Origin of the sequence: Niveispirillum sp., from assembly GCF_052437035.1 — a bacterium.
Lineage (GTDB): Bacteria > Pseudomonadota > Alphaproteobacteria > Azospirillales > Azospirillaceae > Niveispirillum.
The window spans coordinates 1-25,075 of record NZ_JBQVOH010000018.1 but is presented as its reverse complement, the minus strand read 5'-3'; the positions used below and the strand labels follow the sequence as shown (position 1 = coordinate 25,075).

16 protein-coding genes are annotated in these 25,075 nt (G+C 64.5%); 7 read left to right on the top strand and 9 right to left on the bottom strand.

All coding sequences use genetic code 11. From position 1 onward, the window contains the following. Positions 1–133: 133 nt before the first annotated feature. From secA to ACT6Q8_RS24775, 4 genes are all read left to right on the top strand, one after another. Positions 134–2,887 carry a preprotein translocase subunit SecA gene (gene secA / locus ACT6Q8_RS24790; RefSeq protein WP_054169467.1) on the top strand — a complete coding sequence of 918 codons (2,754 nt, stop codon included), beginning with the start codon at positions 134–136 and terminating at the stop codon, positions 2,885–2,887. A gap of 114 nt (positions 2,888–3,001) precedes the next feature. Then, on the top strand, positions 3,002–3,316 hold the full coding sequence (locus tag ACT6Q8_RS24785; protein WP_054169451.1) for a ferredoxin family 2Fe-2S iron-sulfur cluster binding protein: 315 nt from the start codon (positions 3,002–3,004) through the stop codon (positions 3,314–3,316). Between the two features lie 10 nt (positions 3,317–3,326). Beyond that, on the top strand, positions 3,327–4,034 hold the full coding sequence (tenA, locus tag ACT6Q8_RS24780; protein ID WP_054169452.1) for a thiaminase II: 708 nt from the start codon (positions 3,327–3,329) through the stop codon (positions 4,032–4,034). Further along, positions 4,031–4,903: an EamA family transporter gene (locus tag ACT6Q8_RS24775; protein ID WP_444735211.1), complete on the top strand. Its 873-nt coding sequence runs from the start codon at positions 4,031–4,033 to the stop codon at positions 4,901–4,903. Before tenA ends, ACT6Q8_RS24775 begins: the two co-directional genes overlap by 4 nt. Here ACT6Q8_RS24775 and ACT6Q8_RS24770 read toward each other — a convergent pair. The 5 genes from ACT6Q8_RS24770 to ACT6Q8_RS24750 all read right to left on the bottom strand — a co-directional run bounded on the left by ACT6Q8_RS24770 (position 4,884) and on the right by ACT6Q8_RS24750 (position 11,647). After that, positions 4,884–5,777: a lysostaphin resistance A-like protein gene (locus ACT6Q8_RS24770; protein WP_444735210.1), complete on the bottom strand. Its 894-nt coding sequence runs from the start codon at positions 5,775–5,777 to the stop codon at positions 4,884–4,886. The genes ACT6Q8_RS24775 and ACT6Q8_RS24770 overlap by 20 nt on opposite strands. Beyond that, positions 5,774–6,685, bottom strand: coding sequence for a lysostaphin resistance A-like protein (locus ACT6Q8_RS24765; RefSeq protein WP_444735209.1), 912 nt, complete (start codon positions 6,683–6,685; stop codon positions 5,774–5,776). Before ACT6Q8_RS24765 ends, ACT6Q8_RS24770 begins: the two co-directional genes overlap by 4 nt. A gap of 70 nt (positions 6,686–6,755) precedes the next feature. Further along, positions 6,756–8,939: a molybdopterin cofactor-binding domain-containing protein gene (locus ACT6Q8_RS24760; RefSeq protein WP_444735208.1), complete on the bottom strand. Its 2,184-nt coding sequence runs from the start codon at positions 8,937–8,939 to the stop codon at positions 6,756–6,758. Between the two features lie 17 nt (positions 8,940–8,956). After that, a complete protein-coding gene (locus ACT6Q8_RS24755) occupies positions 8,957–9,415 on the bottom strand; it encodes a (2Fe-2S)-binding protein (RefSeq protein ID WP_444735207.1) in 459 nt (152 codons plus the stop codon). A gap of 126 nt (positions 9,416–9,541) precedes the next feature. Next, positions 9,542–11,647, bottom strand: coding sequence for a winged helix-turn-helix domain-containing protein (locus ACT6Q8_RS24750; RefSeq protein WP_444735206.1), 2,106 nt, complete (start codon positions 11,645–11,647; stop codon positions 9,542–9,544). Positions 11,648–11,863: 216 nt separating this feature from the next. On the opposite strand from ACT6Q8_RS24750, the gene ACT6Q8_RS24745 reads away from it, so the two are divergent. Beyond that, a complete protein-coding gene (locus ACT6Q8_RS24745) occupies positions 11,864–13,684 on the top strand; it encodes a DUF885 domain-containing protein (protein WP_444735205.1) in 1,821 nt (606 codons plus the stop codon). A gap of 125 nt (positions 13,685–13,809) precedes the next feature. Here ACT6Q8_RS24745 and ACT6Q8_RS24740 read toward each other — a convergent pair whose 3' ends face one another. The 3 genes from ACT6Q8_RS24740 to cmk form a co-directional block, all read right to left on the bottom strand. Then, on the bottom strand, positions 13,810–17,466 hold the full coding sequence (locus ACT6Q8_RS24740) for a M10 family metallopeptidase C-terminal domain-containing protein (RefSeq protein ID WP_444735204.1): 3,657 nt from the start codon (positions 17,464–17,466) through the stop codon (positions 13,810–13,812). 400 nt (positions 17,467–17,866) lie between these two features. After that, on the bottom strand, positions 17,867–19,561 hold the full coding sequence (gene rpsA, locus ACT6Q8_RS24735; RefSeq protein WP_054169461.1) for a 30S ribosomal protein S1: 1,695 nt from the start codon (positions 19,559–19,561) through the stop codon (positions 17,867–17,869). 424 nt (positions 19,562–19,985) lie between these two features. Beyond that, entirely contained in the window at positions 19,986–20,645 is a 660-nt protein-coding gene (gene cmk, locus ACT6Q8_RS24730; protein WP_444735203.1) for a (d)CMP kinase, read from the bottom strand. A gap of 168 nt (positions 20,646–20,813) precedes the next feature. On the opposite strand from cmk, the gene ACT6Q8_RS24725 reads away from it, so the two are divergent. Next, positions 20,814–21,755 carry an alpha/beta fold hydrolase gene (locus ACT6Q8_RS24725; protein ID WP_444735202.1) on the top strand — a complete coding sequence of 314 codons (942 nt, stop codon included), beginning with the start codon at positions 20,814–20,816 and terminating at the stop codon, positions 21,753–21,755. A 100-nt stretch (positions 21,756–21,855) separates the two neighbouring features. Here the strand turns inward: ACT6Q8_RS24725 and ACT6Q8_RS24720 are convergent, their stop codons facing one another. Continuing rightward, positions 21,856–23,628, bottom strand: coding sequence for an ATP-binding protein (locus ACT6Q8_RS24720; protein WP_444739454.1), 1,773 nt, complete (start codon positions 23,626–23,628; stop codon positions 21,856–21,858). A 382-nt stretch (positions 23,629–24,010) separates the two neighbouring features. Between ACT6Q8_RS24720 and ACT6Q8_RS24715 the strand changes: the two genes are divergently transcribed. Continuing rightward, positions 24,011–24,766, top strand: a complete 756-nt coding sequence (locus ACT6Q8_RS24715; protein ID WP_054169468.1) for a methyltransferase domain-containing protein — start codon at positions 24,011–24,013, stop codon at positions 24,764–24,766. The last annotated feature ends 309 nt before the right edge of the window (positions 24,767–25,075 follow it).

Below are 25,075 nucleotides of genomic sequence, written 5' to 3'. Positions count from 1 at the left end.
ATCTGTGACGGGCGCTGGAATGGGCGAGGCCTGTTCCGGTATAAACAGCCTTCCCGGCGGCCCGACCGGCCGTAACCGGGATATCGTCATGTCCGGTGTCCTTCGCGCCTGTACCTTCTTCTGGAGTGCCTCTATGTTCGGTTCCATCGCCCGCAAGCTGTTCGGCAGCGCCAATGAGCGGGTGGTCAAGGGTCTGCGCAAGCGGGTGGAAGCCATCAACGCGTTGGAGCCGAAGCTGTCCGGCCTGTCCGACGCCGAGCTGCAGATGCGCACCGACTGGCTGCGCGACCGGCTGGAAAAGGGCGAGACGCTGGACGCCATTCTGCCCGATGCCTTTGCGACGGTGCGCGAAGCGTCCAAGCGCGTCATGGGCATGCGGCATTTCGACGTGCAGATGATCGGCGGCATGGTGCTGCATTCCGGCAAGATCGCCGAAATGCGCACCGGTGAGGGCAAGACCCTGGTCGGTACTCTGGCTGTGTATCTGAACGCGCTGCAGGGCAAAGGCGTGCATGTCGTCACTGTGAACGACTATCTGGCCCGCCGCGACGCCACGCATATGGGCCGGCTGTACAGCTTCCTGGGCCTGACGACGGGCGTCATCGTGCATGGGCTGGATGACGAGGAGCGGCGCGCCGCCTATGCCTGTGACATCACCTATGGCACCAACAACGAATTCGGCTTCGATTATCTGCGCGACAATATGAAGTACCGCCTGTCTGACATGGTGCAGCGGCCCTTCAATTACGCCATCGTCGACGAGGTGGACAGCATCCTGGTGGATGAGGCGCGCACGCCGCTGATCATCTCCGGCCCGTCCACCGACGGCTCCGAATTGTATATCGCTATCAACAAGGTGATGGCGCATATCGGCGAGGGCGATTTCGAAAAGGACGAGAAGGCCAAGGCCGTCTCCATGACCGAGTCGGGCACCGAGAAGGTGGCCCAGATCCTGAAGGACATGGAACTGCTGAAGACCGGCGACCTGTACGACATCCATAATATCTCCCTGGTCCATCACATGAACCAGGCGCTGAAGGCCCACAAACTTTTCACGCGCGATGTGGATTACATCGTCAAGGATGACAAGGTCATCATCATCGACGAGTTCACGGGCCGCATGATGGAAGGCCGCCGCTATTCCGAAGGCCTGCATCAGGCGTTGGAAGCAAAGGAAGGCGTGTCGATCCAGCGCGAGAACCAGACGCTGGCCAGCATCACGTTCCAGAATTATTTCCGCCTGTACCCGAAGCTGTCGGGCATGACCGGTACGGCCATGACCGAAGCCGCCGAGTTTGCGGAGATTTATGGTCTGGAGGTGGTTGATATCCCCACCAACCTGCCCGTGGCCCGCACGGATAATGACGACGAGGTCTACCGCTCTGCGGCGGAGAAGTACGAGGCCATCGTCAAGCTGGTCGAGGAATGCCGCGCGCGTCAGCAGCCTATGCTGGTCGGTACCGTTTCGATTGAGAAATCAGAAACGCTGGCAGCCCTGCTGAAGAAGAGGGGCATTCCGCATAATGTGCTGAACGCCCGCTATCACGAACAGGAAGCCTATATCGTTTCGCAGGCGGGTCGTCCCGGTGCCGTAACGATTGCCACCAACATGGCCGGTCGCGGTACCGATATCCAGCTGGGCGGCAATTTCGAGATGCGGGTGGAGTTCGAGCTGGCCGACGTGCCGGAGGGTGAGGAGCGCGACCGCCGCATCCAGACCATCCGTGACGAGATCGCGGCGGCCCGCGAAGTGGTGCTGAAGGCCGGCGGCCTTTATGTGGTCGGTACCGAGCGCCATGAGAGCCGCCGTATCGACAACCAGCTGCGTGGCCGTTCGGGCCGTCAGGGCGATCCGGGTGCGTCCAAGTTCTTCCTGTCGCTGGATGATGACCTGATGCGCATCTTCGGCAGCCAGCGTCTGGACGGCATGCTCCAGAAGCTTGGCCTGCAGGAGGGTGAGGCCATCATCCATCCCTGGATCAATAAGGCCCTGGAAAAGGCGCAGCAGCGCGTCGAAGCCCATAACTTCGAGATCCGCAAGAACCTGCTGAAGTATGACAATGTCATGAATGACCAGCGCAAGGTCATTTATGAACAGCGCAAGGAGATCATGGAGGCCGAGGACGTCCAGGAAATGGTCGCGTCCATGCGCCACGAAGTGATCACCGACATGGTGCGCCGCGCCATCCCGGAAAATGCCTATGCCGAGCAGTGGAACGTCAATCTGCTGCATGAGGAATGCCTGCGTCTGTTGGGCGCCGACCTACCGGTCCGGGAATGGGCCAAGGAGGAAGGCATCGCGGATGAGGAGATCAGCGAGCGTCTGCTGAAATTCGCCGACGACAAAATGGCGGAAAAGGAAGCCGCCTATGGCGCTGAACTGCTGCGCAATATCGAGAAGAGCCTGCTGCTCCAGATTCTGGATCAGGTCTGGAAGGATCATCTGCTCTCGCTCGACCATCTGCGCCAGGGCATCAATCTGCGCGCCTATGCGCAGCGCGATCCGCTGAATGAATATAAGAAGGAAGCGTTCGAGCTGTTCTCCGGCCTGTTGGATAACCTGCGTGAGCAGGTGACCCAGATGCTGATGCTGATCCAGGTTCGCGTCAACGAGCCGGAGCCGATGCCCATGCCGATGCCGGAATTCGGCCAGGAAACTCGCTACGACCCGGCCTTGGCCGGCCTGCCGCCCGCCGACGCCCCCCTGCCCGAAGGCATGGTGCGCCGCGCTTCCATCCCGAATTTCGGCATGGGTGCCGCCGCCTTGCCGGTGGCGCAGGAAACCGACCTGACCGATGGCGAGGCCTGGGTGAACACCCCGCGCAACGCCCCCTGCCCCTGCGGCAGCGGCAAGAAGTTCAAGCATTGCCACGGTGCTGCCGGCTGACGGCGGCATCCAACAAACCAACCTGCCGCCGGCCGTGGCCGTACCGGCAAATCCGTCCTAACAGCGCCGCCTCATAACCATGGCGGTTCATTCAGTATCGGGAGTTGTGGCGTCATGCCGAAGATGGTGTTCATTGAAACCGACGGCACCCGCCGCGAGGTGGATGCCCCCCTGGGCCTGTCGATCCTGGAAGTGGCCCGCCGCCACGATATCGACCTGGAAGGCGCCTGCGAGGGCTCGCTGGCCTGTTCCACCTGCCATGTCGTGGTCGCACCGGAATGGTACGACCTGCTGCCCGACGCGCAGGAAGATGAAGAGGATATGCTGGATCTGGCCTTCGGTCTGACCAAGACCTCCCGCCTGGGCTGCCAGATCCGCATCACCCCGGAACTGGACGGGCTGACCGTCAAGCTGCCGGGCGCCAAGTAAGGCGCCTGCCATGGCGCTGATCCGTCAGACCTTGCCGGACCTCGCCACGCCGGGCGGCCTGTTCGACCGGTTGCGCGGGGCCACGCGCCCCGCCTGGGACCGTTATGTCCGCCACCCGTTCGTGGCGGGCATGGGCGATGGCAGCCTGCCGGAGGCCTGCTTCCGGCATTACCTGATCCAGGATTACCTGTTCCTGATCCATTTCGCCCGCGCCTACGCGCTGGCCGCCTTCAAGGCCGACAATCTGGCCGATATGCGGGCGGCGGCGCGGTCCATGGCGGCGATCCTGGATCTGGAAATGGGCCTGCATGTCAAATATTGCGCGGGCTGGGGCCTGGATGAGGCCGCGATGCAGGCCGCACCCGAGGCACAGGGTACATTGGCCTATACGCGCTTCGTGCTGGAACGCGGGCTGGCCGGTGATCTGCTGGACCTGCATGTGGCGCTGGCCCCCTGCATCATCGGCTATGCCGAGATTGCGGCCAATCTGCTGACTGATCCAACGACAAAGCTGGACGGCAACCCCTATGGCGACTGGATCGCCATGTATGCCGACCCTGAATACCGGGCTGTGGCGGCAGCACAGGTGGCCCTGCTGGACCGGCTGTCGGCCACACGCGGCGGTGAGGCGCGGTTCAACGACCTGACCCGCAGCTTCGATGCCGCCAGCCGGCTGGAAGCCGGGTTCTGGGACATGGGGCTGGGGCTGCTGCCATGAACAAGGCGGCGCACCCCGCGCGCGCCGACCGCCTGACATTGCTGGCGCCGCTGCTGCTGGTCCTGTCCGTCTCCATGCCACCGCTGGGGGGTGGGCTGGCCAAGGATGTCTCGCAGGGGCATGATATTCTGGCGCTGGCCTTCCTGCGCAACGCCATCTCCGCCGCCATCATGCTGGCCATCGTCCGGCCTTCCTTCCGCAATCTGACGGGCGCGCAATGGCGGGCGGCGGCGGCGCTTGGCGCGTCGCTGGCGGCCATGAATGCGTGCTTCTATCTGGCGCTGGCCCGGCTGCCGCTGGGTGTAGCCGTAGCGATCGAGTTTCTGGGGCCGCTGGCCGTTGCCATGGTGGGTGCCCGGCGGGTGGTGGATTATCTCTGGCCGCTGCTGGCGCTGGCGGGTGTACTGCTGCTGACGCCGCTGGCGGGGGCGGAGCGGCTGGCCCCGCTGGGTCTGCTCTTCGCCATCGTCACGGCGGTTGGCTGGGCCGCCTATATCCTGATGTCGCGGCATGCGGGGCGGCAGATACCGGGCATGACGGGGCTGGCCCTGGCCCTTTTGTTCGCGACCCTGTTCACGGCCCCGGTCGGCCTGCCGGTGTCCGGCCCCTATCTGACCAGCCCGGAGATGATGGCCAAGGTGGCGGCGGTGTCGATGCTGTCCACCCTGCTGCCCTATGCACTGGAGTTCGTGGCGTTGCGCCGGGTCTCCACGGCCCTGTTCGGCATCATGATGGCAATGGAGCCGGCCCTGTCCGCTGTGGTCGGCCTGTTCTTGCTGGGTGAAGTGCTGTCGCTGTCGGCGGTGGCGGCCATCATCCTGATCTGTATGGCCGCACTGGGGTCCAACCTTACGCGGCGCGGCGGCTGATCCAGCCCTTCTCGATAAAGCCGGTCCTGATGCCGGCCAGCCAGAAGAACCCGACATGCACCGCCTGATAAAGGGCGAATTCGCCCCAGTCGGCCCAGCCCGACAGGTCGGGCGGGTCGAGGTCCACCCGTGTGGTCAGGTCGGGGAAGGACAAGTCCGCACTGCCCACGAAGAAGGAAAACAGCACATTATTGATGATGTGCACGCCCATCGCGGCCTCCAGGCGGCCGAAGCGGGTGGTGATCCAGGACAAGAACAGGGCCATGCAGAAAATCTCCGCCCGCATGGCCCAGACAGCCTGCGCCCCCGACCCTTCATGCACCAGCGTGAACAGCACAGCCGTCAGAAGCGAGGCCGGCACGGCATGGCGGAACAGCAATTGCGCACCCTGCGCCAGATAGCCCCGGAACAGCAGTTCCTCCGCCGAGGCCTGCAGGCCGAACAGCAGAATGGACAGCGGCGCCAGCATCAGGAAGGTCATCAGGCTGGTCTGCGACAGGCGCAGTTCGCCCGCCCACAGCCCGATCCCCACCTGTACCAGCATGGGCAGCGCGAAGATCAGGGCCGCCCGCCCCATCATCCCCCAATCCAGCCGCCGCCCCGGCGCGATCAGGTCGGATAGGCGCAGCCGGTGCAGCCAATGCAGCACCAGGGCCATAACCGGGATAGCGATGGAGTTGATGGTCAGCAGCCCATAGGTCTGCAAGTAGGGAGTGCCCGGCAGCAGGCGCGCCAACCCCGTCACCATCATGAAGATGGCGATGCCCGCCAGCAGCATCAGCACGACAATCACAACGGTGCCGAACAGATAGGCCCCGCGCGACTGCCCCGTCGCCACGCCCGCCATGTGGACCGGCGTCTCTTCACCCGTCATTCCGGCTGCCCCTGTGCGTGGCCCGCGACAAAGCCGGTGCGCAGGCCGATGAACCAGTAATTGGCGCAGACGGCGCCATAGATCAGCATCTGGGCCAGCACGGCATTGATGTCGAAACTGCTGTCACGGAAATCTTCCTGAAAGCCGCTGACCGACGGCAATCCATGGTCCGGGCGGGCGGCCAGGGTGAAGACAATGATGTTATGGGCGAAATGCACGCCCATGGCAGGCTCCAGCCGCCCAGCCCGCGTGGTCAGCCAGGACAGCGCCAAACTGATCATCAGGATATTGATCTTGCGGTCCCAGCCGGTATCAAAGCCGCCCGTATCATGCAGCGACAGGAAAATGACGGCCACCGGCAATGCCGCCAGCATTGCATGGCCAAACAGGACCTGGAAACCCTGTGCCAGATAGCCCCGGCAGACCATTTCCTCCGCCGTGGCCTGCAACGCCACCAGCACCAGCATCATGGGCAGCAGCGCCAGGGCCGCCCGCCAATCGCCCAGGCCCAACTGACCACTCATCACCGCCATGATGATCACGGGCGTGAAGGCCAGGGCATAGGTGGCGGCCGACCGGGCCATCATGCCCAGGTCCAGATGCTGTTCGGGGGCCACCACGCTCATCAGTGACCGGCCCTGCATGTTTAGCACAGCGGTCAGCAGCAGGATGATGGCGGCCAGCGCCAGCAGATTGGTGATGCGGCGGATGGCGGGGTCCCCCTCCATCCAGCCCAGCGACAGGCTGACGGTTTCGGAGATGCCGCCTGCAGCCCAAGCCACCGGAAAGACCAGCAGGCCCAGCGCCAGCATGCCCACGGCGTAATGCCAGAAGGACAGGCCCAGATGCACGCCCACCATATGCACCGGCACAGGCGCCCAGCCCCGACCTTCGCCCCCCTGCCGCATGGTGTCATCCGTCGCTGTTGCAACAGCCGGTGTAACCCCTGGCGGCAGGGGGGCGCAAGGCCGCCCAAACTCAACTCACCGTGAAGCCATAGTCGGTGAGGGGGAGTGAGCGCACCCGCTTGCCAGTCGCGGCGAACAGGGCATTGACCAGGGCGGGCGGCAGGGGTGGGGTCATCGGCTCCCCCGCTCCGCCCACGGGTGCGTCCGGGCTGTCGATCAGGACGATCTCCACCTCCGGGATACGATCCATCTGGATCAGGTGGTACTGATCGAAATTGCGGCTGCTGACCGCCCCTTTCTCCAGGGTCACCTTCTCCGCCAGACTGGCCGACAGGGCCATCAGGATCGACCCCTCTCCCTGGGCCCGCACACTGTCGGGATTGACGACGGTGCCGCAGTCGAAGGCGCACCAGACCTTTTCCACCCGCACGCGGGTGCCGGTGACCGACACCTGCACCACCTGTGCTGCAATCGACTGAAAACTGTTCCAGATGGCGATACCCAGGCCGGTCCCCGGTGGAAGGGTCCGACCCCAGCCGGCGGCACGGGCGGCGGCGTCCAGCACGCGCAGCGCGCGGGGATTGCTGGCCAGCAGCCGGCGGCGATAGGCCAGCGGGTCCTGTCCCGCCACCTGCGCCAGTTCATCCACGAAACATTCGAAGAAGAAGGCGCCTTGCGTGCTGCCCGGTGCGCGCCAGGGGCCATTGGGCACGGGCAGGCCGCCTTCCGCCATGGTCGTCAGGGGGGATGGCAGGTAATAGCTGGGCTGATGGTCAGGCTGTGTCGGCCCGCCCGTTGCGATGGAAACCCAGACATTGCCGGACGCCGGGACCGTATGGGTATGAACGGCGACGGGCATGCCATCGGCCCCCACCCCAGCGGTTATGCGGCAGGCCGTGGCGGGGCGGTAACGGCCCTGGCACAGATCCTCCTCCCGCGAATAGATCAGCTTTACCGGGGCCGCCACCTGCTTCGACAGGAAGGCAGCATAGCCGACATAGTCATTCAGGTACCGCCGGCCAAAGCCGCCGCCTGACAACAGCGTCTCCACCTCCACCTTGTCCTCTTCCATGCCGGACAGGCCCGCCAAGATGCGGCGGACGGAGGTGGGGAACTGGCTGCCTGTCCAGGCCCGCGCCTTGCCGGGGCTGAGGTCGATGGTGGCCGACATAGGCTCCATCTGGGCATGGGCCAGGGCCGGCACGACATAATCCCAGGAGAGGACCCTGGCCGCCCCTGCCATGGCGGCAGTGTGGCCGGCACGGATCGCGGCCTCATCCTCCTTCTCGCCCTTGCGGATGCTGCCAGGGTCGGACAGCTTGGCCGTGATCGTGCCGATCATGCCGTCTGTGTCGAGGTTATCCTTGCCGTGGGCGTCCCAGACGGGAGAGAGGGCCAGCAGCCCCTGGCGCGCCGCCCACCAATGGTCGGCCACCACCGCCACCGCATCGACCAGACGCATCGGCCGGTCGGAACCGGGAATGGGGATGGCTGTATCCTTGATCACCACCACATGCCGCACGCCGGGAATGGCCATGGCCGGGGCGGGATCAACGCTGACCAGCTTTCCACCGAAGACCGGGCATTGCATCAAGGTGGCGGACAGCAGGCCCGGCAGCTTCACATCGGTGGCATAGACGGCACTGCCATCCACCTTGGCGGCGATATCCTTGCGCATCACCCCCTGCCCGACCAGTGTCCAGTCGGCTCGCGACAGGAGCGCGGGATCGGCGGGAACCGGCAGGCGCGCCGCCATGTCGGCCACGGCGCCATAGGCAATGCGCCGACCGCTGGACCGGTGTTCGACATGGCCGGCAATGGCCCGGCATTCGGCAACCGGCACGCCCAGCATGCGGGCACCAGCCATCACCAGCATCTCCCGCGCGGCGGCGCCGGCGCGGCGCAGCTTGTCCCACTGGCTGCGGATCGACGAACTGCCGCCCGTCCAATGGCTTTTGCCATCGGCCATGCCCATAGCGTCGATCAGGGGGGCCGTCTTCACCGAAACCCTGTCCCATTCCACGCACAGTTCATTGGCCAGCAACTGCGCCACACCGCTGAACCCGCCCTGGCCCATTTCCTGGGCGTTGGAATAAAGCGTGACGGCACCGTCCGTACCGACATGCAGCCAGTTATTGATGGTCGCCCCCTGTCCGGGGGCGGCGACGGCCACGATGCTGAACGGCATCAGCCCCAGGGTTAGACCAGCCCCGGCGGCGGAAAACAGCGTGCGGCGCGACAGTGAAACAGCCATGGTCCCCTCCCCCCGCTTCAGGCCGGTGCCATGCCGGCGGCGCGGCGGATGGCACGGCGCACGCGGGGCAGGGTGCCGCAGCGGCACAGGTTGGTCATGGCGGCGTCGATCTGCGCATCGGTCGGACGCGGGTTTTCGCGCAGCAGGGCGTCGGCAGCCATCAGCATGCCAGACTGACAATAGCCGCATTGCGGCACCTGTTCGGCGATCCAAGCCTGTTGCAGCGGGTGGGTGCGGTCGGGCGACAAGCCTTCGACCGTCGCCACCTTCTGTCCCGCATATTGTTCCATCGGGAACTGACAGGACCGTACCGCCTGTCCGTCCAGCAGAACGGTGCAGGCGCCGCACTGGGCAACGCCGCACCCATATTTCGTGCCCGTCAGGCCCAAAAGGTCGCGCAGCACCCATAGCAGCGGCATGTCGGCAGAGGCGTCCACGCCATGCCGCTGCCCGTTCACATCGATCTCATATCGCATTCCAACCACCCGGTCACATCATCGCCGGTAGGCCCGGCGGGTCGGGATGGAAGGTGGCGAAAGCCAGGGAAACCGGGAAGTCCGATGGTCCGACGGCATCCCGATGGAACGCCGATATTGTGCCGATCAGCGCTCTACCATCCGCACATCGACAATATCGACCAGGGTGCCCAGATACTTCCCGATGATCAGGCGCCCGTCGGGGTCCAGGGCCAGGGAGGATTTGTAGAGCGCGTCGGGAAGGTCGGCAACGGCGCGCAGCTGGCCGCCATCGGCGGGCAGCAGCATGATGCGCGCCTGCCCATTGCCCGGCCGGTCGATCAGATAAACGCCGTCCGGCCCCACCACCCAGCTTTCATTGTCATAGGCGCTGGGCAGGTCGGCCACCTTTTCCACCTGTCCGCCATCGGCGGGTTGCCGCCACAGCCCATCCTCCCCGTCACGCACCATGTAGAGCCAGCGGCCATCGGCACTTTCCTTGGCCACGCGCCACCCGGCCTCACTGATCGGCATGGCCTGTTCATAGGGCGGACGGGTGATCCAGATGCGCCATCCCTCCAGCCGGTTGGAGGCGAAATACAGCCGCTGCCCGTCGCGCGACCAGGCAGGCGCCCGATCCTCCGCCCCCGGATCGGCGGCCACACGGCGCAGCCGGCCCGCCCCGCGATCCAGGATGAACAGGCCGGGTGCGCCATCGACCACCGATACCAGCGCCAGCCGCCGCCCGTCGGGCGCCCAGCGGGGGGACTGGGTGAACGGTCCGGCAAACTGCGTCACGGGGGACGGGGCCTGTCCGGGATCGGCCACCCAGATCTCAAACATGCCGGACCGGTCGGACGCGAAGGCCACGGCCCCCTGGCGGCTGACATCGGGGTCCCAGTCCAGACGGTTGCTGGCCGGCACCACGGGTTCGGTCCCGCCACCCTGCAGCAGGCGCAGCAGGGTGGACCGGTTGGTCCGCACCTCTGCCGCCACCCGGTCGCCACCGGCCCCGATGCGGCCCAACTGGTTCAGGCCGGGGGCGATGCGCAAAGGCGGGGCCTTGCCCTCGGGATCAACCCGCCACAGGCCGAAATCGCCGGCCCGGCTGGAGGATGTGTAAAGCCAACGCCCGTCGCCCGACCATTCCAGCCCGTGCAGCTTTCGCCCATCCGCCGTGACTTGCCGTTCTTCGCCGGTCGCCAGATCGCGCAGGATGACATCCGATACACCGACGGCGCGGTGGCGCATGAAGGCCAGACGCTTACCATCGGGGGAGATGGCGGGGTCACCATCGCCATTGATCCCGGCGGGCGGGCTGGTCAGCGGCACCGGCGTCCCGGCATCAGCCCCGGACAGGGCGATGGACCACAGGCGGGCGGGTTCGGCGGCGCTGGCCTTGTCGGCGAAGACCAGATGATCGCCATCAGCCCAGGCGGGTTTCACCTCCCGGAACGTCGTGCAGCTGGCCACCAGCCGTTCCGGCCCCGACGGAACGGGGCGCACAAACAGCTGACACGGTCCCGATGACGGGACCCGGACAAAGGCGATGCGGCCACCATCGGGTGACCAGACGGGCGACAAATCATGGGCGGGATCATCGGTCAGGCGGACGGGTGTTCCGCCCGACAGCGACTGCACCCAGATATCAAATCCCTGGCCGGCCCGGTCCGATGCATAGGCGATCTGGCCGCCGCCGAGGCTGATCGCTGGCTGCACCTCCTGCCCCGGATCGGTGGTGACGGGGGTGACTTGCGCCACCGGCGGCGCGTCGTCAGTCCGGGTCAGCAGCAGGGCGGTGCCGGCCACCGACAGGGTCAGCAGCAGGGACAAGCCGACCCAGAGATAGGGCCTGGACCGCCGAGCCTGTGCGGGGGCCGCAGCGACCGCCGCCGGCTCCTCCACCACCGTTTCCGCCCCCTGCCCCGCCACATTCAGGCGGTAACCGATCTTGGGGATCGTCTCGAATCCGATGACCCCGTCGATGGCCAGAACCGCGCGCAGCCGCCCGATACAGCGGCCAATGGCGTCATCCCCGACCTCCAGCCCCCAGGCCGTGCGCATCAGTTCGGCGCGCGACACCGTCCGCCCGTCGGCCCGGACCAGCACGATCAGGGTTTGCAGGACACGGGGTTCCAGCTTCACCTCCGCCCCGTCGCGGCAGGCCATGCCCAGGGACGGGCGCACCAGCCAGGGGCCCAGGCGGAAATCCGGCTCCACCGCCAGATCGATGCTGCCCATCGCCACGCCCATGCCGCACCCGTTCCCTGCCATCCCGGACCCAGAAGGGCCGCAGAGTGCCGCGAATGGATGGCTTTGGCAAATCGTGGTTCCCTTGCGGGCAACATGAATGGTGCCCCTTCCCCCTAACCCTCCCCTGGCGCGAACATTAACCAGGATGTAGCCTCGTCGCCTGCGACCGCCATGCCTACGGACGAAGGGGCGGCGTCAACAGAGGGGGTTACAACAGTGAAGCTGAAAAAGATCCTGCTGGGCACCGTGGGGGGTGTCGTTGGTCTGGCCGCTGTGGCCGTTGGTTACGGGCTGTGGGGGCCGCTGCCCATCCATCCCACCATTGAGCGTCAGACCATCCTTCAGGTTCTGGACAGTCCGGAGACGTTGACCCAACTGGGCATGATCGACGGCACCTTCTTGGATTTCCATTCCGGCAAGCTGGACGAGATCAAGCCGGAAGACCTGGAAAAGGCCCGCCGGGACATGACCCGCTATATTGCGGAGATCAAGGGCTATACCGGCCTGACGGGGCAGCAGGCCATCTCGCAGCAGGTGATGCTGGAATTCTATTCCACCAATCTGGCGCAGCTGGATTTCCCCTGGGTGGTGCCGGGCGGCGGGCTGTACCCCGTGGATCAGTTATTCTCCCCACCCGTCAGCCTGCCGCAATTCCTGACCAACGCCCATGTGGTCAGCGATGTGAAATCGGCGGAGCGCTATATCAGCCGCCTGCATGCCGTCTCCACCAAGTTCGCGCAATTGGGTGAATCGGTGCGCAATCAGGCCAAGGCCGGCGTGGTGCCGCCCGATTTCGTGGTGGATAAGAGCCTGGTGGTCATTGACGGCTTCACCAAGGACCCCGTGGCCGATAATGCGCTGATCACCACCTTCAAGACGCGCCTGGAAAAGGCCGGCGTCGCGGAGGCCGACCGCACCCGCCTGATCGCCGCCGCCACCACCGCCGTGGAGAAGGACGTTTATCCGGCCTATCAGGCGCTGGGCAAGCTGCTGCGTGAGGAAATCCGGCCCAAGGCGACGTCGGATGCCGGCGTCTGGCGTCTGCCGGACGGGGCGCGCTATTACAAGCTGGCGCTGCGGGCCAACACCACGGTGGATACCGAACCGGAAGCGATCCACGATATTGGTCTGTCGGAAGTGGCCCGCATCACCGCCGAAATGGACACGCTGCTGCAAAAGCTTGGCCGGACAGAGGGCACGGTGGGCGAGCGCGTGCGCGCCCTGGAACAGGACCCGGCCCAGAAATACCCGCCCGGTCGCGAAAGCTATGAGCAGGAGCTGGCCGATCTGAAGCGCATGACCGACACGGTCATGGCCAAGGCCCCGCAATGGTTCAACAAGCTGCCCAAGCAGCCGGTCGATATCCAGGCCGTGCCGGAATATGCCGAGGCCACCTCCCCCGGCGGCTATTACAACCCGCCGGCGCTGGATGGCTCCCGCCCCGGCATCTTCTATATCAACTTAGGCGAAAAGGCGCGCGCGCCGAAGTTCAGCCTGCCGACCCTGGTCTATCACGAGGCCGTGCCCGGCCATCATTTCCAGCTGGCCCTGGCCCAGACGATTGAGGATGTACCCACCTTCCGCAAGGTCTATCCCTTCACCTCCTATGCCGAGGGCTGGGCGCTCTATGCGGAGCGGCTGGCCGTGGAAATGGGGATGTATGAAAACGATCCTTACGGCGACCTCGGCCGGCTACAGGCCGAACTGTTCCGCTCCGTCCGTCTGGTCGTGGATACCGGCATCCATGCCAAGCGCTGGACCCGCGAACAGGCCATCACCTATATGCGCGACACCACGGGCATGAGCGAGGAAGCGGTCACCATCGAGATCGACCGCTACATCGTGCTCCCCGGCCAGGCTTGCGCCTACAAGCTGGGCCAGCTGAAAATCCTCGACCTGCGCGAGAAGGCCAAAACCGCGCTTGGCGAGAAGTTCGACATCAAGGGCTTCCACGACGTCGTGCTCGGCTCCGGCGGCCTGCCGCTAACGGTGCTGGAGGCGCAGGTGGATGCCTGGGTGAAGCAGGTTAAGGGGTGAGCGTATAGTGCGGGTGAGGGCCCGTTAAGATTCATCCCAAGTCAAGAATACCCGCCTCCCTGGTGAATATCCAGGGAGGCGGTTGTGCACAATCAGATGTCATTCCTAACAGCGCCTACAGTCGATCATGCGTCCATGTAGGCAAAGTCACTGCGCGGCACATAGCCCAGCAGGTCCAGGGGTGCGGTAGGTACCAACCCTTGTGCCGTGCCATTATAGGCAAGCCGCCCCTCGCCCCGGCCATAATCGACGTAATGGCGGACCAGGGCGGCGTGGTCCAGCCCGAAGGCATTGTAGAGGTCACTGTTGAAGGCGGCATAGGCTTCCGCACTGAAGCCGATGGCACTTCGTCCTTCTGCCCGGCCGAACTGGATATAGTGGCTGATCAACGCCCATTCATTCAGACCGAAGACGCGGAACAGGTCAGGATTCAACGCCGCATAGGCTTCCGCGTCGAAGCCGGCGGTAGCACGCCCTTCCGCCCGGCCGCTGGTGATGAAGTGTTCGACCAGGGCCTGACGGTTGGTGCCGAAAGCACCAAACAGATCGGGATTTAACGCCGCATAGGCCATGGCGTCGAACCCTTCAGCGACACGTCCTTCTGTCCGGCCGGTGCTCACGAAATGGTTCAACAGGGCGGAAGCGTTCAGGCCGAACGACCGGTAGAGTTCGGGATTGAAGGCAGCGTAGGCCTCGGCATCAAAGCCGCTGGCGATCTTGCCAGCAGCCCGGCCATTGGCGATGTAGTCCTGCATAGCGGCAGCATCGCTGCCCAGACCGCCATTCAGGGCGCGGTATGCCTCCACACTGAAGCCGGCCTGGAAGTCATCATTGACGACAGTTCCGGTGGCATAGAGGTAGCGGCCATTGCTGCTGGCGAAAAGGGCACCGGACAGATCGGTCACCGTGGCCAAAACGCTTTGATCTGCCTCCACCAGAACGTCGCCCTTTACCGGCACAAGGACGGTAACGCTGGTAGAACCCGCCGGAATGGTCACGGTCTTGATGACAGCGTCAACGGTGGTGCTGGCCCTTACGGTGAAACTGAAGCTGACATCAGAGGTTCCGGCTGCCGACAGGGTGGCGGTGAAAGCCAGATTGGCCGCCGTGCCCGATTGCCCTTCGCGCACGGCGCCGCCGGACAGTTTCAACGTCGGGACGGTTCCGCCAGACAGATCAATGGTCCGGTCGTTGAACACCAGCTTTTCCACGCCAGTGATCAAGGTCTTCTCACCTCGGACGCTGCTGGCGGTCGTGATATTGTTGACGGTAGCGATCTGCCAGAAGCTGGATGTATCGTTGAAAATAACACGGTCCAGGCCCGCCCCGCCGATGATCGTGTCATTGCCATACGCGGTCGTCGTAGAGCCAGGAATGAAGCTATCATCGCCATCCCCGCCGAAAAGCAACTGCGATGCCTGTGACCCTTCCAGCGTATCGTTGCCGGCCCCCCCGAAAAGGTTCATCTCCCCACTGAGCGCGGAGGTCAGGTAGAGACTGCCTGTCGGGTTGGACGCGAAGATGAAATCGGCCGCCGTCAGCTTGGACCGGTCTGTACGGATATCCACGGCGCCGCCGCCAAACTCGATACGCACGACATTGCCCGATGCCTGCAGGATGGCATTGGAAGAGGCAAGCAGCGCCTGGAAACTGTTGATCGAGGTGGCGGACAGGTCGACCTTGTCGATACCGCGGGTAAAATCGATGATCGAAGCGAATGTGGACGAATTGGTGGCAGGCACGATGACGAAAATGTCGCTGCCGGCGCCGCCGGCCAGGACGTCCTCGCCGCCGGTCGCCACCATCGTGTCATTGCCAGCTCCCCCCACCAACCAGTCCGCATATCGGCTGCCGCGGATCATGTCGTCACCAGAGCCGCCGACCACGGGCACGGGATTGAACATATTGCTGGAGTTCGAGTTGGTGGCGGTCAGCCACTGGCCCCTGCCATCATCGGCCGCATAGACGAAATCCTGCGCCGTCAATCTGGCCGAAGGGATGCCGACATCCATCACCTGGGCCAGGAAGTTCAAGCGGCCATAAAGCCGGTCATCCGCCAGGATCATGGAGAAGGTCGCGAAGTCACGGATACCCCAGGGCGACAAGTCGATCCGGTCCTCGCCCTGCTTGAAATCGATGACCTTGACCGGATTGTTCAGGCCGCTGCGCATCTCCGTGCGGAAGACATCCCGTCCGCTGCCACCAACCAGTTGATCCCCACCATCTCCCGTCAGCGTATCATTGCCGGCATCGCCGTACAGCCAGCTCTCACCGAGGCCCCGCAGAACATCATCGCCCAAGCCGCCATAAAGGGCGCCGCCATACGATGTCGCGGTCACGGTCCGGGCCGTCCCACTATCCTCGAAGATGAAGTCCGCCGCCGTCAGGCGGGTGGGATCTATGGCCAGGATCAGGTCCGCCTCGCCACCGCCTGGAAGGTCGATGACGAACTCCGTCACCTGCTTGTTACCTTCGATGACGGTGGCGAAGCCCAACTGCTTCACCGTTTCCAGGCTGGCGATCCCGGTCGCCCGCAGATCGATCCGGTCCTCGCCCTGCGTGAAGTCGCGGAAATAGGTGCCACGGTAGCCGTAACTATAGCCAGCATCACTGAAGACCAGCACATCCTTGCCGGAACCGCCGACCAGGGTGTCGAAGCCGCTTGAGACGATGATGCGGTCGTCCCCGGCACCAGCCAGGACGAAGTTGCTGCCGCTGCCGCCGGTGATGGTATCGTTGCCGTTCCCGGCCAGGATGTCCGAGGTATATTGGTCGGCGACCAGCCGCATGCCGTAATCTGCGGGGGCGAAGATGAAATCGGCGGCGGTCAGCTTCGAGATCTCGGTGCCGACCAGCAGGCGGTCGCTGCCGAAAATGCCGCGGGTGGCGATCACCGTCCCACCTGCGGGAGCGGCCGTCATGATCTCCCGCAGCATGGTGAAGTCCCGCACCCCGAACTCGCGCAGGTCAATCCGGTCGCTGCCCTGCTCGAAATCCTGAATCGTGACAGCCCCGTCACCCGAATGGACGAAGACATCGTTGCCCGCTCCGCCGATCAGCGTATCGGTGCCGGTACCGCCAAACAGCGTATCGTTGCCAGCGTCGCCATAAAGGCGCTCATCGTTGACGCTGCCATTGACGCTATCATTGCCCAGGGTGCCGTAAAGATCACGCAGACCGGTGGAGAAGATACCGCTTGGATTGCTGGTAGCGCCCGTCACCAGAAAATTGGCCACCGTCAGTTGGCTGGCCGTCACTCCCTCCAGGAACAGGATGATGCTGGTGCCACCGTCATAGTTGACGGTGACGGCGGTGCCTGCCTTGCCCTGGTATGTGGTGGCGCTGATCAGATCCTTGGCCACGGAGAAGCTGGCGATGCCACGTTCTCCGCTGATGTTGGTAAGGTCTATGCGATCGCTGGCCACATCAAAATCGGTGATGATTGCCATGCCGCCGGAATAGGGGAAATAGCGCGGGAAATGGAAAACATCGCTTCCCGTCCCGCCGGAAGCGGTATCGCTGCGCCCGACATAGAGATGGTCGTTGCCCTCACCACCCTGGATATTGTCGCCACTACGCACATAACCGATCCCGTCATCGCCGTAGATGACATCATCGCCGGCCTCGCCCTTGATGGTGGCCCCGCCGCCACCGCCGCCGCTCAACGTGTCCTTGCCATCACCACCAGAGATCTGGTCGCGACCGCCGCCGCCAGTGATGACGTCATTCTCGGCGCCGCCGGTCAGGGTTTCAGCGGCGGACGTACCGTTGATCAGGGCCATGGGTTCTCCTGTTGCGAAGCGATTCTCGACTCTTGGCAGCGACGGCTGCGACGATGACCGCCGGTTGCCTCCGGGGGCCCGATCGTTCAGGCCAAATTCAGCGTCTCGACGCGAGCAGATGAGAAATTTTCTTTCAAACGACTATTCAGTAACCAACATTTCAACCACAAGATACAGCTATTCCAGGCATGTCTATTTGAAATTTAATGCATATCCTCATTTTCATACATACTAATGGAAACGAATCCGTCCGCCGGCGGCGGTCGCCGCCAGAGCGGCTTGGGATCGACCTGACCGACGTTATTCGGTCTTCCCAATGCCAAAAAGCAAAAGGCCGCCGGGTTGCCCCGGCGGCCTTCGCATATTCTCAACCCTGACAGAGGGCTGATCCGGTTGCGGATCAGTCGTTCTGCTGCTTGCGCTTCAGGGCCGCACCCAGGATGTCGCCCAGAGAGGCGCCCGAGTCGGACGAGCCGAACTCGGCCATCGCGGACTTCTCTTCCTCGACTTCCTTGGCCTTGATCGACAGGCCGATCTTGCGGGAACCGCGATCGACCTGGGTGACCTTGGCATCGACCTTTTCGCCAACGGCGAAGCGGTCGGGGCGCTGCTCGGAACGCTCGCGCGACAGGTCGGACTTGCGGATGAAGCCGGTGAAGCCCTCGCCCACTTCGACCTCGATGCCGCCTTCGGTGATCTGCGTCACGGTGCAGGTGACGACATCGCCCTTCTTGACGCCAGCGGCAGCCTGCTCGAACGGATCGGAAGCCAGCTGCTTGATGCCCAGAGAGATGCGTTCCTTCTCAACGTCAACGTCCAGGACCTTGACCTTGACCTGATCGCCCTTCTTGTACTCCTGGATCGCCTGCTCGCCGGGGGTGTTCCAGTCCAGATCGGACAGGTGCACCATACCGTCGATGTCGCCCGGCAGACCCACGAACAGACCGAATTCGGTGATGTTCTTGACTTCGCCTTCCAGCTCGGTGCCGCCCGGGAACTTCTCGACGAAGGCTTCCCAGGGGTTCTGCATGGTCTGCTTCAGACCCAGCGAGATACGGCGCTTCACCGGATCGACGTCCAGGACCATCACTTCCACTTCCTGAGAGGTGGAAACGATCTTGCCCGGATGGACGTTCTTCTTGGTCCAGCTCATCTCGGAGACGTGCACCAGACCTTCGATACCCGGCTCCAGCTCCACAAAGGCGCCGTAGTCGGTGATGTTGGTGACGCGGCCCTTGAACTTGGCCTGCGGCGGGTACTTGGCTTCCACGCCTTCCCACGGATCGGCTTCCAGCTGCTTCATGCCGAGGCTGATGCGCTGGGTCTCGGAGTTGAAGCGGATGACCTGGACCGTGACGGTCTGGCCGATCTGCAGGGCTTCCGACGGGTGGTTGATGCGGCGCCAGGCGATGTCGGTGACGTGCAGCAGGCCGTCAACGCCACCCAGATCAACGAACGCACCGTAATCGGTGATGTTCTTGACCACGCCCTGCAGGATCTGACCTTCCTTGAGGGAGGCGACCAGCTCGGAGCGGGCTTCCGCACGGCTTTCTTCCAGCACGGCGCGGCGGGAGACGACGATGTTGCCGCGCGAGCGGTCCATCTTCAGGATCTGGAACGGCTGCGGCGTGCCCATCAGCGGGGCGATATCGCGCACCGGACGGATATCGACCTGGCTGCCCGGCAGGAAGGCCACGGCGCCATTCAGATCGACGGTGAAGCCACCCTTGACGCGGCCGAAGATGATGCCGGTGACGCGGGACTGGTCCGTGAAGGACTTTTCCAGCAGGGTCCAGGCTTCCTCGCGCTTGGCCTTTTCACGCGACAGGACGGCTTCGCCGTTCTTGTCTTCCATGCGCTCCAGGTAAACTTCGACGGTGTCGCCAACCTTCAGCTCGATCGGCTGACCGGGAACGGCGAATTCCTTCAGGGCGACGCGGCCCTCGGACTTCAGGCCGACATCGATCAGGACCTGATCATTGTCGATGCTGAGGATGCGGCCCTTGACGACGGTGCCTTCCAGGCTGTCGGAGGAACCGAAGGACTCTTCAAGCAGAGCGGCGAAGCTTTCCTTCGCGGCGGAAACCTGTGCCATTTGAACTCCAATGGGCAAACTGTTTCGGGTTGAAACCAACGCTGGCGCCGCCCCTCGTGTCCGGCACGCCCGAGCCGGTCGAGAAACCTTGCCACCGCCGCGCCGGACACCACGCCCGGCGACTTGGTACGCTTTGTCCCGAAGAGACCGGCGCGCCAGACGGGATGTCTGGACGAGAACCGGTTGAAGGCCATGGCGGCACCGGCGGCAAGCGCCAGCGAGGACGTTTTCTAAGCAAAAACGCGGGCGTCGACGCGCCCCCGGGTTCCCCCGGCGGTCGTCCGCTCGCGTCACGATCCTTCATGTCCTTCGGGACAGGCGGGTCTTATAGCCGCGATGGGCCATCCCCGCAACCGATAGAGTCGGCGGAGCCTCCTGCTTTCCGCAGTGCTCCGCGCATGGGTGTTATATTTTATCTGTTCCCTCAGGCGGAAAGCCGACCCCGCACCACCGTCAGCGCCGCATCCAGCACCTGCTGTGGGTTCATGTCGGAATTGTCGATGATCACGGCATCGGGTGCCGGCACCAGGGGGGCGACGGCGCGTTTGGTGTCGCGGTCGTCACGGGCCTGCATGTCGGCCAGGACATCGGCGAAGTCCGGCTTTTCCCCCCGCCCCTGCAATTCCGCAAACCGGCGCTGGGCGCGGACTTCCACACTGGCGGTTACGAACAGCTTAACGGGCGCATCGGGGCAGATGACGGTACCGATATCGCGCCCATCCAGTACGGCCCCTGGCAGCCCGCCTGGCGGGTTGGCGGCAAAGTCGCGCTGGAAATCCAGCAGTGCCTGCCGCACGCCCGGCACCGCCGACACGCGCGAGGCGCCGGACGCGGTCGTATCCAGGCGCAGATCGGGGTCATGGGTCAGACGGTCGATATCCGCCGCCGTCAGACCGCGCGCCGTGGCGGTCGCAGCCTCCGCATCGCCCAGATCGATAGAAGCGCGGATCATGGTCAGCGCCACACCACGATAGAGCGCGCCCGTGTCCAACAGCGCAAAGCCCATGGCCGCCGCCACCTTGCGGGCAAGCGTGCCCTTGCCGGACGCGGCGGGACCATCAATGGCGATGACGGGGCGAGACATGGGCTGGCTTTCGGTCTGTACGAGGAACGCCGCAGGCTTTGCGCCATGTGCCAGAGGCCGTCAAGTCTGCCATTAAATTGAACATCGATTCAGATTTCATTTGGCTTGCCGACAGGCCGCGCATTGCCCATGCTCTTGCCCCAACAGAGAACCAGATTCTGGGGGGATATGATGCGGCTTTTGGGAAAAATCCTGTTGGGCCTGCTGCTGCTGATCGTGGCGGGGGTCGGGGGCTTTGCGTTGTGGGCCTGGACCCCCGACCTGTCGCGGGTCGAGGCGGAGGCAAAGTTCGCGCGCGGACCCGGTGATTTTGTCGAGGCATCGGGCCTGCGCTTCCATGTGCGGCTGGAGGGGCCGGAAGGAGCACCGGTACTGGTGATGATCCATGGCAACGCCTCCATGCTGCAAAGCTGGGACGGCTGGGCGGCCGACCTGTCCAAGGATCACCGCGTCATCCGCTATGATCTGGCTGGCCATGGCCTGACGGGCACGGACCCCGCCGGCACCTATAGCCCGGAACGCGACGCGGTGCAGTTGAAGGCGCTGCTGGATACGCTGAAGGTGGAGAAGGCAACCTTGATCGGCAATTCGCTGGGCGGGCAGATTGCCTGGCATTTCGCGGCGGCCAACCCGGACCGGGTGGAGAAGCTGGTGCTGGTCGCCCCGGGCGGCTTCCCCCTTCTGGGTATCGGGTTTGGGCAGAAGGTCGAGTTGCCGTCCGCCATGAAGGCCCTGCCTTATTCGCTGAAACGCGATGCGGTGCGGGCCATGATCGGACCACTGTATGGCGATCCGGCGCGGTTCAGCGACCAGATGCTGGACACCTATTATAACTCCTGGCTGTCGCCCGGCGTGCGCGCAGCCCGACTGCAACGCGCCGCCGCCTATATGATCCAGGACCCGACGGAAGCCCTGCGGACCATCCAGGCGCCGACGCTGCTGGTCTGGGGTGAGAAGGACTGGCTGGTCGCGTTCGCCACGACGCCGGCCAAGTTCCAGGCCGCATTGCCCAACAGCACCCTGGTCAGCTTCCCCGGCCTGGGCCACATGCCGCAGGAAGAAGACCCGGCGGCCACGGTGGCGAAGGTCCGCGAATTCCTGGCACCTTGATGTGAACTTCCCTCAGACGCCGGTGGCGGCATCCGCCGCCTTGGCTCACGGCGCACGCGCGCCGGGCTGCCGGTCGGGAGATTGGTGATAAACCGAGCCGTCAGGCGCTGCGGCGCTTGGCGGCAAGGTCAATGGGCGGCGGCGGCGTGGGGCGAACCTCGCCCGTCTCGCTGGCCGGCGGGGCCACCGCCGGGAACCGGGCCAGGAAGCAGGTGCCATTATCGGGCTGGCTGTTTTCCACAATCAGGGTGCCGCCCAGCTTCTGGCTGACCTGGGTATAGGCCAGATAGAGACCCAGGCCGCTGCCGCCGCGTTCACGGCCCGTCGTGAAGAAGGGTTCGAACACCCGGTCCAGCTGTTCGCGGGCCAGGCCCTTGCCATCATCGCGAACCCGCAATTCCACCCAGCCCTGTTCATCGGCGCGCAGGTCCAGCTCAATGCGGCCCGTCTGCCCATCGACAAAGGCGTGGGTGACGGCGTTGACCAGCAGATTGGTCACCAACTGTGCCACCGCATCGGGATAGGTGTCCACCGGCAGGCGGGTGGCGCCGGTCAGCGCAATGGCGTGCGGGGTTTTGCGCGTCTGCGGGCGCAGGGAAATCACCACCTCTTCCAGATACCCGGCCAGATCGAAACGGCGGCGATCCTGGCGCGTGCGGTCCACGGCCACATGCTTGAAGCTTTCAATCAGCCTTGCCGCGCGCTCCATATTCGATTGCAGGATGCGGGCGGCCAGCGAGGTGGCATCGATATATTCATTCATCTGCTCCCGCCGCAGCGTACCGGTGGCCAGCGCCTGTTCGATCCCGCGCGTGTCATTAGCCAGACGCGTGGCGGCGGCCAGGGCGGTGCCGACGGGCGTGTTCACCTCGTGTGCGATGCCGGCGACAAGGCGGCCCAGCGAGGCCATCTTTTCGGCCTGAACCAGATTATCCTGCGTCTGGCAGAGACGGGTAAGTGCCTGTTCGGCCTGATGGCGTGCGTCACGTTCAGCCTGCATCACGCGGCGCAGGGTGGCCATGACGGTGGCCAGCGCCAGCCCGGCAACCGCCAGAATGGACAGGGCCGCCAGCAGCGTCGCGAAACTGGCATGGTAATCCGCCGATGCGAACGGACCCAGGCCCTGCGCCGTCAGCAGGGTCAGGCCCGTAGCCACCAGCAGCGTGTAGAGGGACGTCCCCAGCAGCCCGAGGCGCAGCCCCGCCGCCAGGATCAGGCAGAACAGCACCAGCCGCCCCGCCTCCCGCAGCCAGAGCGTATCGACCAGCGCCATGGTCCCCAGCACGACCGCCCCAACCAGCACCAGGCCCAGGGCCGTGCCCCAGCGGCGGCGCAGCAGGGCCGTGGCGCCCGGTGCCGCCATTAGGATCAGCGGCGGCGCCACCAGCAGCACGCCCATGGCATCACCCACCCACCAGCTGACCCAGGCGCTGGCCAAGCCTTCACCCAGGTCGGCCCCACCGACGAGTGACGACATGATGCCCGCAGACGCACTCAACATGGGGGTGATAAGGACCGGAACGCTCAGAAAGGCGATCAGACCGGACGGGCCATCGAACAAGGGCTGCTGTCCCCGCACCTTGTGCAACCAGACCCAGGCCGCCAGTGCCGGCAGGCAATTGCCGAGGCCGACCGATATGGCGAAGACCGGGTTGGCGAAATTCAGCAGGTTCAGGGCAAAGGCCCCCATGAACACACCGGGCAAAAGGCGGGGACCGTAACGCCAGACGGCGGCAAAGGCGATACCAGTGGGCGGCCATATCAGGGTCACCGCCTCCCCCGCGAACGGGACCTGCAAACCAGCCCACCCCGTGGCCGCATAGATCAGCGCCACGAACAGGTTCGCCAACAGGAGCCTGAGGCCTTCTGCCATCCACCATCCCCCAGACCATGTGAGACGCCCATGGTCATTCACTTCGGATTAACTCCAAGTGTAGTAGATTATACGCCGAATGGAAGGATCGCGTGTGCGCCACAGCGTGCTCATTGCGCCGCACCATGTTGCACAAATGTGACGTGGTCGGCAAATGACGGCAGCAAACAGCATTCATGGCTGGCGGGGCACCGGCTTTCGCGTATTGTCCGCCCTGCCGTGAGGTGCTTTGGGAAACCAAGCGCCCACCGGGATGGAACCCTGGACGTGTCTCGCCGATCCGGGGATGATCATCTACAGCCGGCGTGCCAGGCACAGCCGGCTTTTCTTTTGCCCTTTCTTTGTCATGCATGCGCGCTGGTGCCGTGATATCCTGCGGCGCATGTACAGTGACGTCCTTGATCTTCGCGAATTCTACCGCTCCAGCACGGGACAGGTGGTGCGCCGCCTGATCCGCCGCCGCATCCGGGAATTATGGCCCGACCTGCGGGGACAGCGCGTGCTGGGCATTGGCTATGCCACGCCCTATCTGACCATGTTCCAGGAAGAGGCGGAGCGTGTGATGGCCGTGATGCCGGCCAGCCAGGGCGTGATCGCCTGGCCCCCCGACGGCCCCGGTCAGGTAACCCTGGCGGATGAGGCGGAGCTGCCCTTTCCCGACATGTCCATCGACCGCATCCTGCTGATCCACGGGCTGGAATGTACCGAGGAATTGCGGCCCCTGATGCGGGAAATCTGGCGGGTGATGGCCGGTGGTGGACGCCTGATCACGGTGGTGCCCAACCGTCGCGGCATCTGGGCCCGGTCCGACAGCACGCCGTTCGGCCAGGGCAGCCCCTTCACGCCGGGGCAGCTGCGCAGCACCCTGAAGGCCAACATGTTTGTGCCGGAGCGGGAGGATTGCGCCCTGTTCCTGCCGCCCACCCGCCTGCGCTTCATGCTGGCCAGCGCGCCAGCGGTGGAGGAACTGGGCCATCGCTGTTTCCGCGCCTTTGCCGGCGTCCATATGGTGGAAGCATCCAAGCAGATCTATGCCAGCGCCGCCCGCGCCAAGGTACGCGAACGCCAGCGCGTCCTCTCCCCCCAAGGCCAGCCCGTATTCGGTCGCGTCGCCACCGAGCGCACGCGCGAGTCCTGAACCTCCCGAAACCTAACCTTTAGCTTAGGTTGTGCCATTGCCGTGGCTTCAGTTGCTCTTTGCAATGACAATTGCATATCGCAACATGCATTTCGCAGTTTTGCAGATTGCAATATATCAACCGGAGTACCCCCTGCACCCGAAAGTCGCAGAAACCCTCAACTTTCAGGGTGTGTCCGCACTTGGCATTCCGGCTGCAATCCTTGGTTCCCATGAAGGCAACAACGCCTCGCCCCAACGAACCGATGGAGACCGACATGACCAAGTTCTTCGCCAAGACCGCCGCCGCCGCCCTGATCGCTTCTGCCA

Coding starts and splice junctions, on each gene's coding strand:
- secA (WP_054169467.1), top strand. CDS start 134: ATGTTCGGTTCCATCGCCCGCAAGCTGTTCGGCAGCGCCAATGAGCGG.
- ACT6Q8_RS24785 (WP_054169451.1), top strand. CDS start 3,002: ATGCCGAAGATGGTGTTCATTGAAACCGACGGCACCCGCCGCGAGGTG.
- tenA (WP_054169452.1), top strand. CDS start 3,327: ATGGCGCTGATCCGTCAGACCTTGCCGGACCTCGCCACGCCGGGCGGC.
- ACT6Q8_RS24775 (WP_444735211.1), top strand. CDS start 4,031: ATGAACAAGGCGGCGCACCCCGCGCGCGCCGACCGCCTGACATTGCTG.
- ACT6Q8_RS24770 (WP_444735210.1), bottom strand. CDS start 5,777: ATGACGGGTGAAGAGACGCCGGTCCACATGGCGGGCGTGGCGACGGGG.
- ACT6Q8_RS24765 (WP_444735209.1), bottom strand. CDS start 6,685: ATGCGGCAGGGGGGCGAAGGTCGGGGCTGGGCGCCTGTGCCGGTGCAT.
- ACT6Q8_RS24760 (WP_444735208.1), bottom strand. CDS start 8,939: ATGGCTGTTTCACTGTCGCGCCGCACGCTGTTTTCCGCCGCCGGGGCT.
- ACT6Q8_RS24755 (WP_444735207.1), bottom strand. CDS start 9,415: ATGCGATATGAGATCGATGTGAACGGGCAGCGGCATGGCGTGGACGCC.
- ACT6Q8_RS24750 (WP_444735206.1), bottom strand. CDS start 11,647: ATGGGCGTGGCGATGGGCAGCATCGATCTGGCGGTGGAGCCGGATTTC.
- ACT6Q8_RS24740 (WP_444735204.1), bottom strand. CDS start 17,466: ATGGCCCTGATCAACGGTACGTCCGCCGCTGAAACCCTGACCGGCGGC.
- rpsA (WP_054169461.1), bottom strand. CDS start 19,561: ATGGCACAGGTTTCCGCCGCGAAGGAAAGCTTCGCCGCTCTGCTTGAA.
- cmk (WP_444735203.1), bottom strand. CDS start 20,645: ATGTCTCGCCCCGTCATCGCCATTGATGGTCCCGCCGCGTCCGGCAAG.
- ACT6Q8_RS24725 (WP_444735202.1), top strand. CDS start 20,814: ATGATGCGGCTTTTGGGAAAAATCCTGTTGGGCCTGCTGCTGCTGATC.
- ACT6Q8_RS24720 (WP_444739454.1), bottom strand. CDS start 23,628: ATGGCAGAAGGCCTCAGGCTCCTGTTGGCGAACCTGTTCGTGGCGCTG.
- ACT6Q8_RS24715 (WP_054169468.1), top strand. CDS start 24,011: ATGTACAGTGACGTCCTTGATCTTCGCGAATTCTACCGCTCCAGCACG.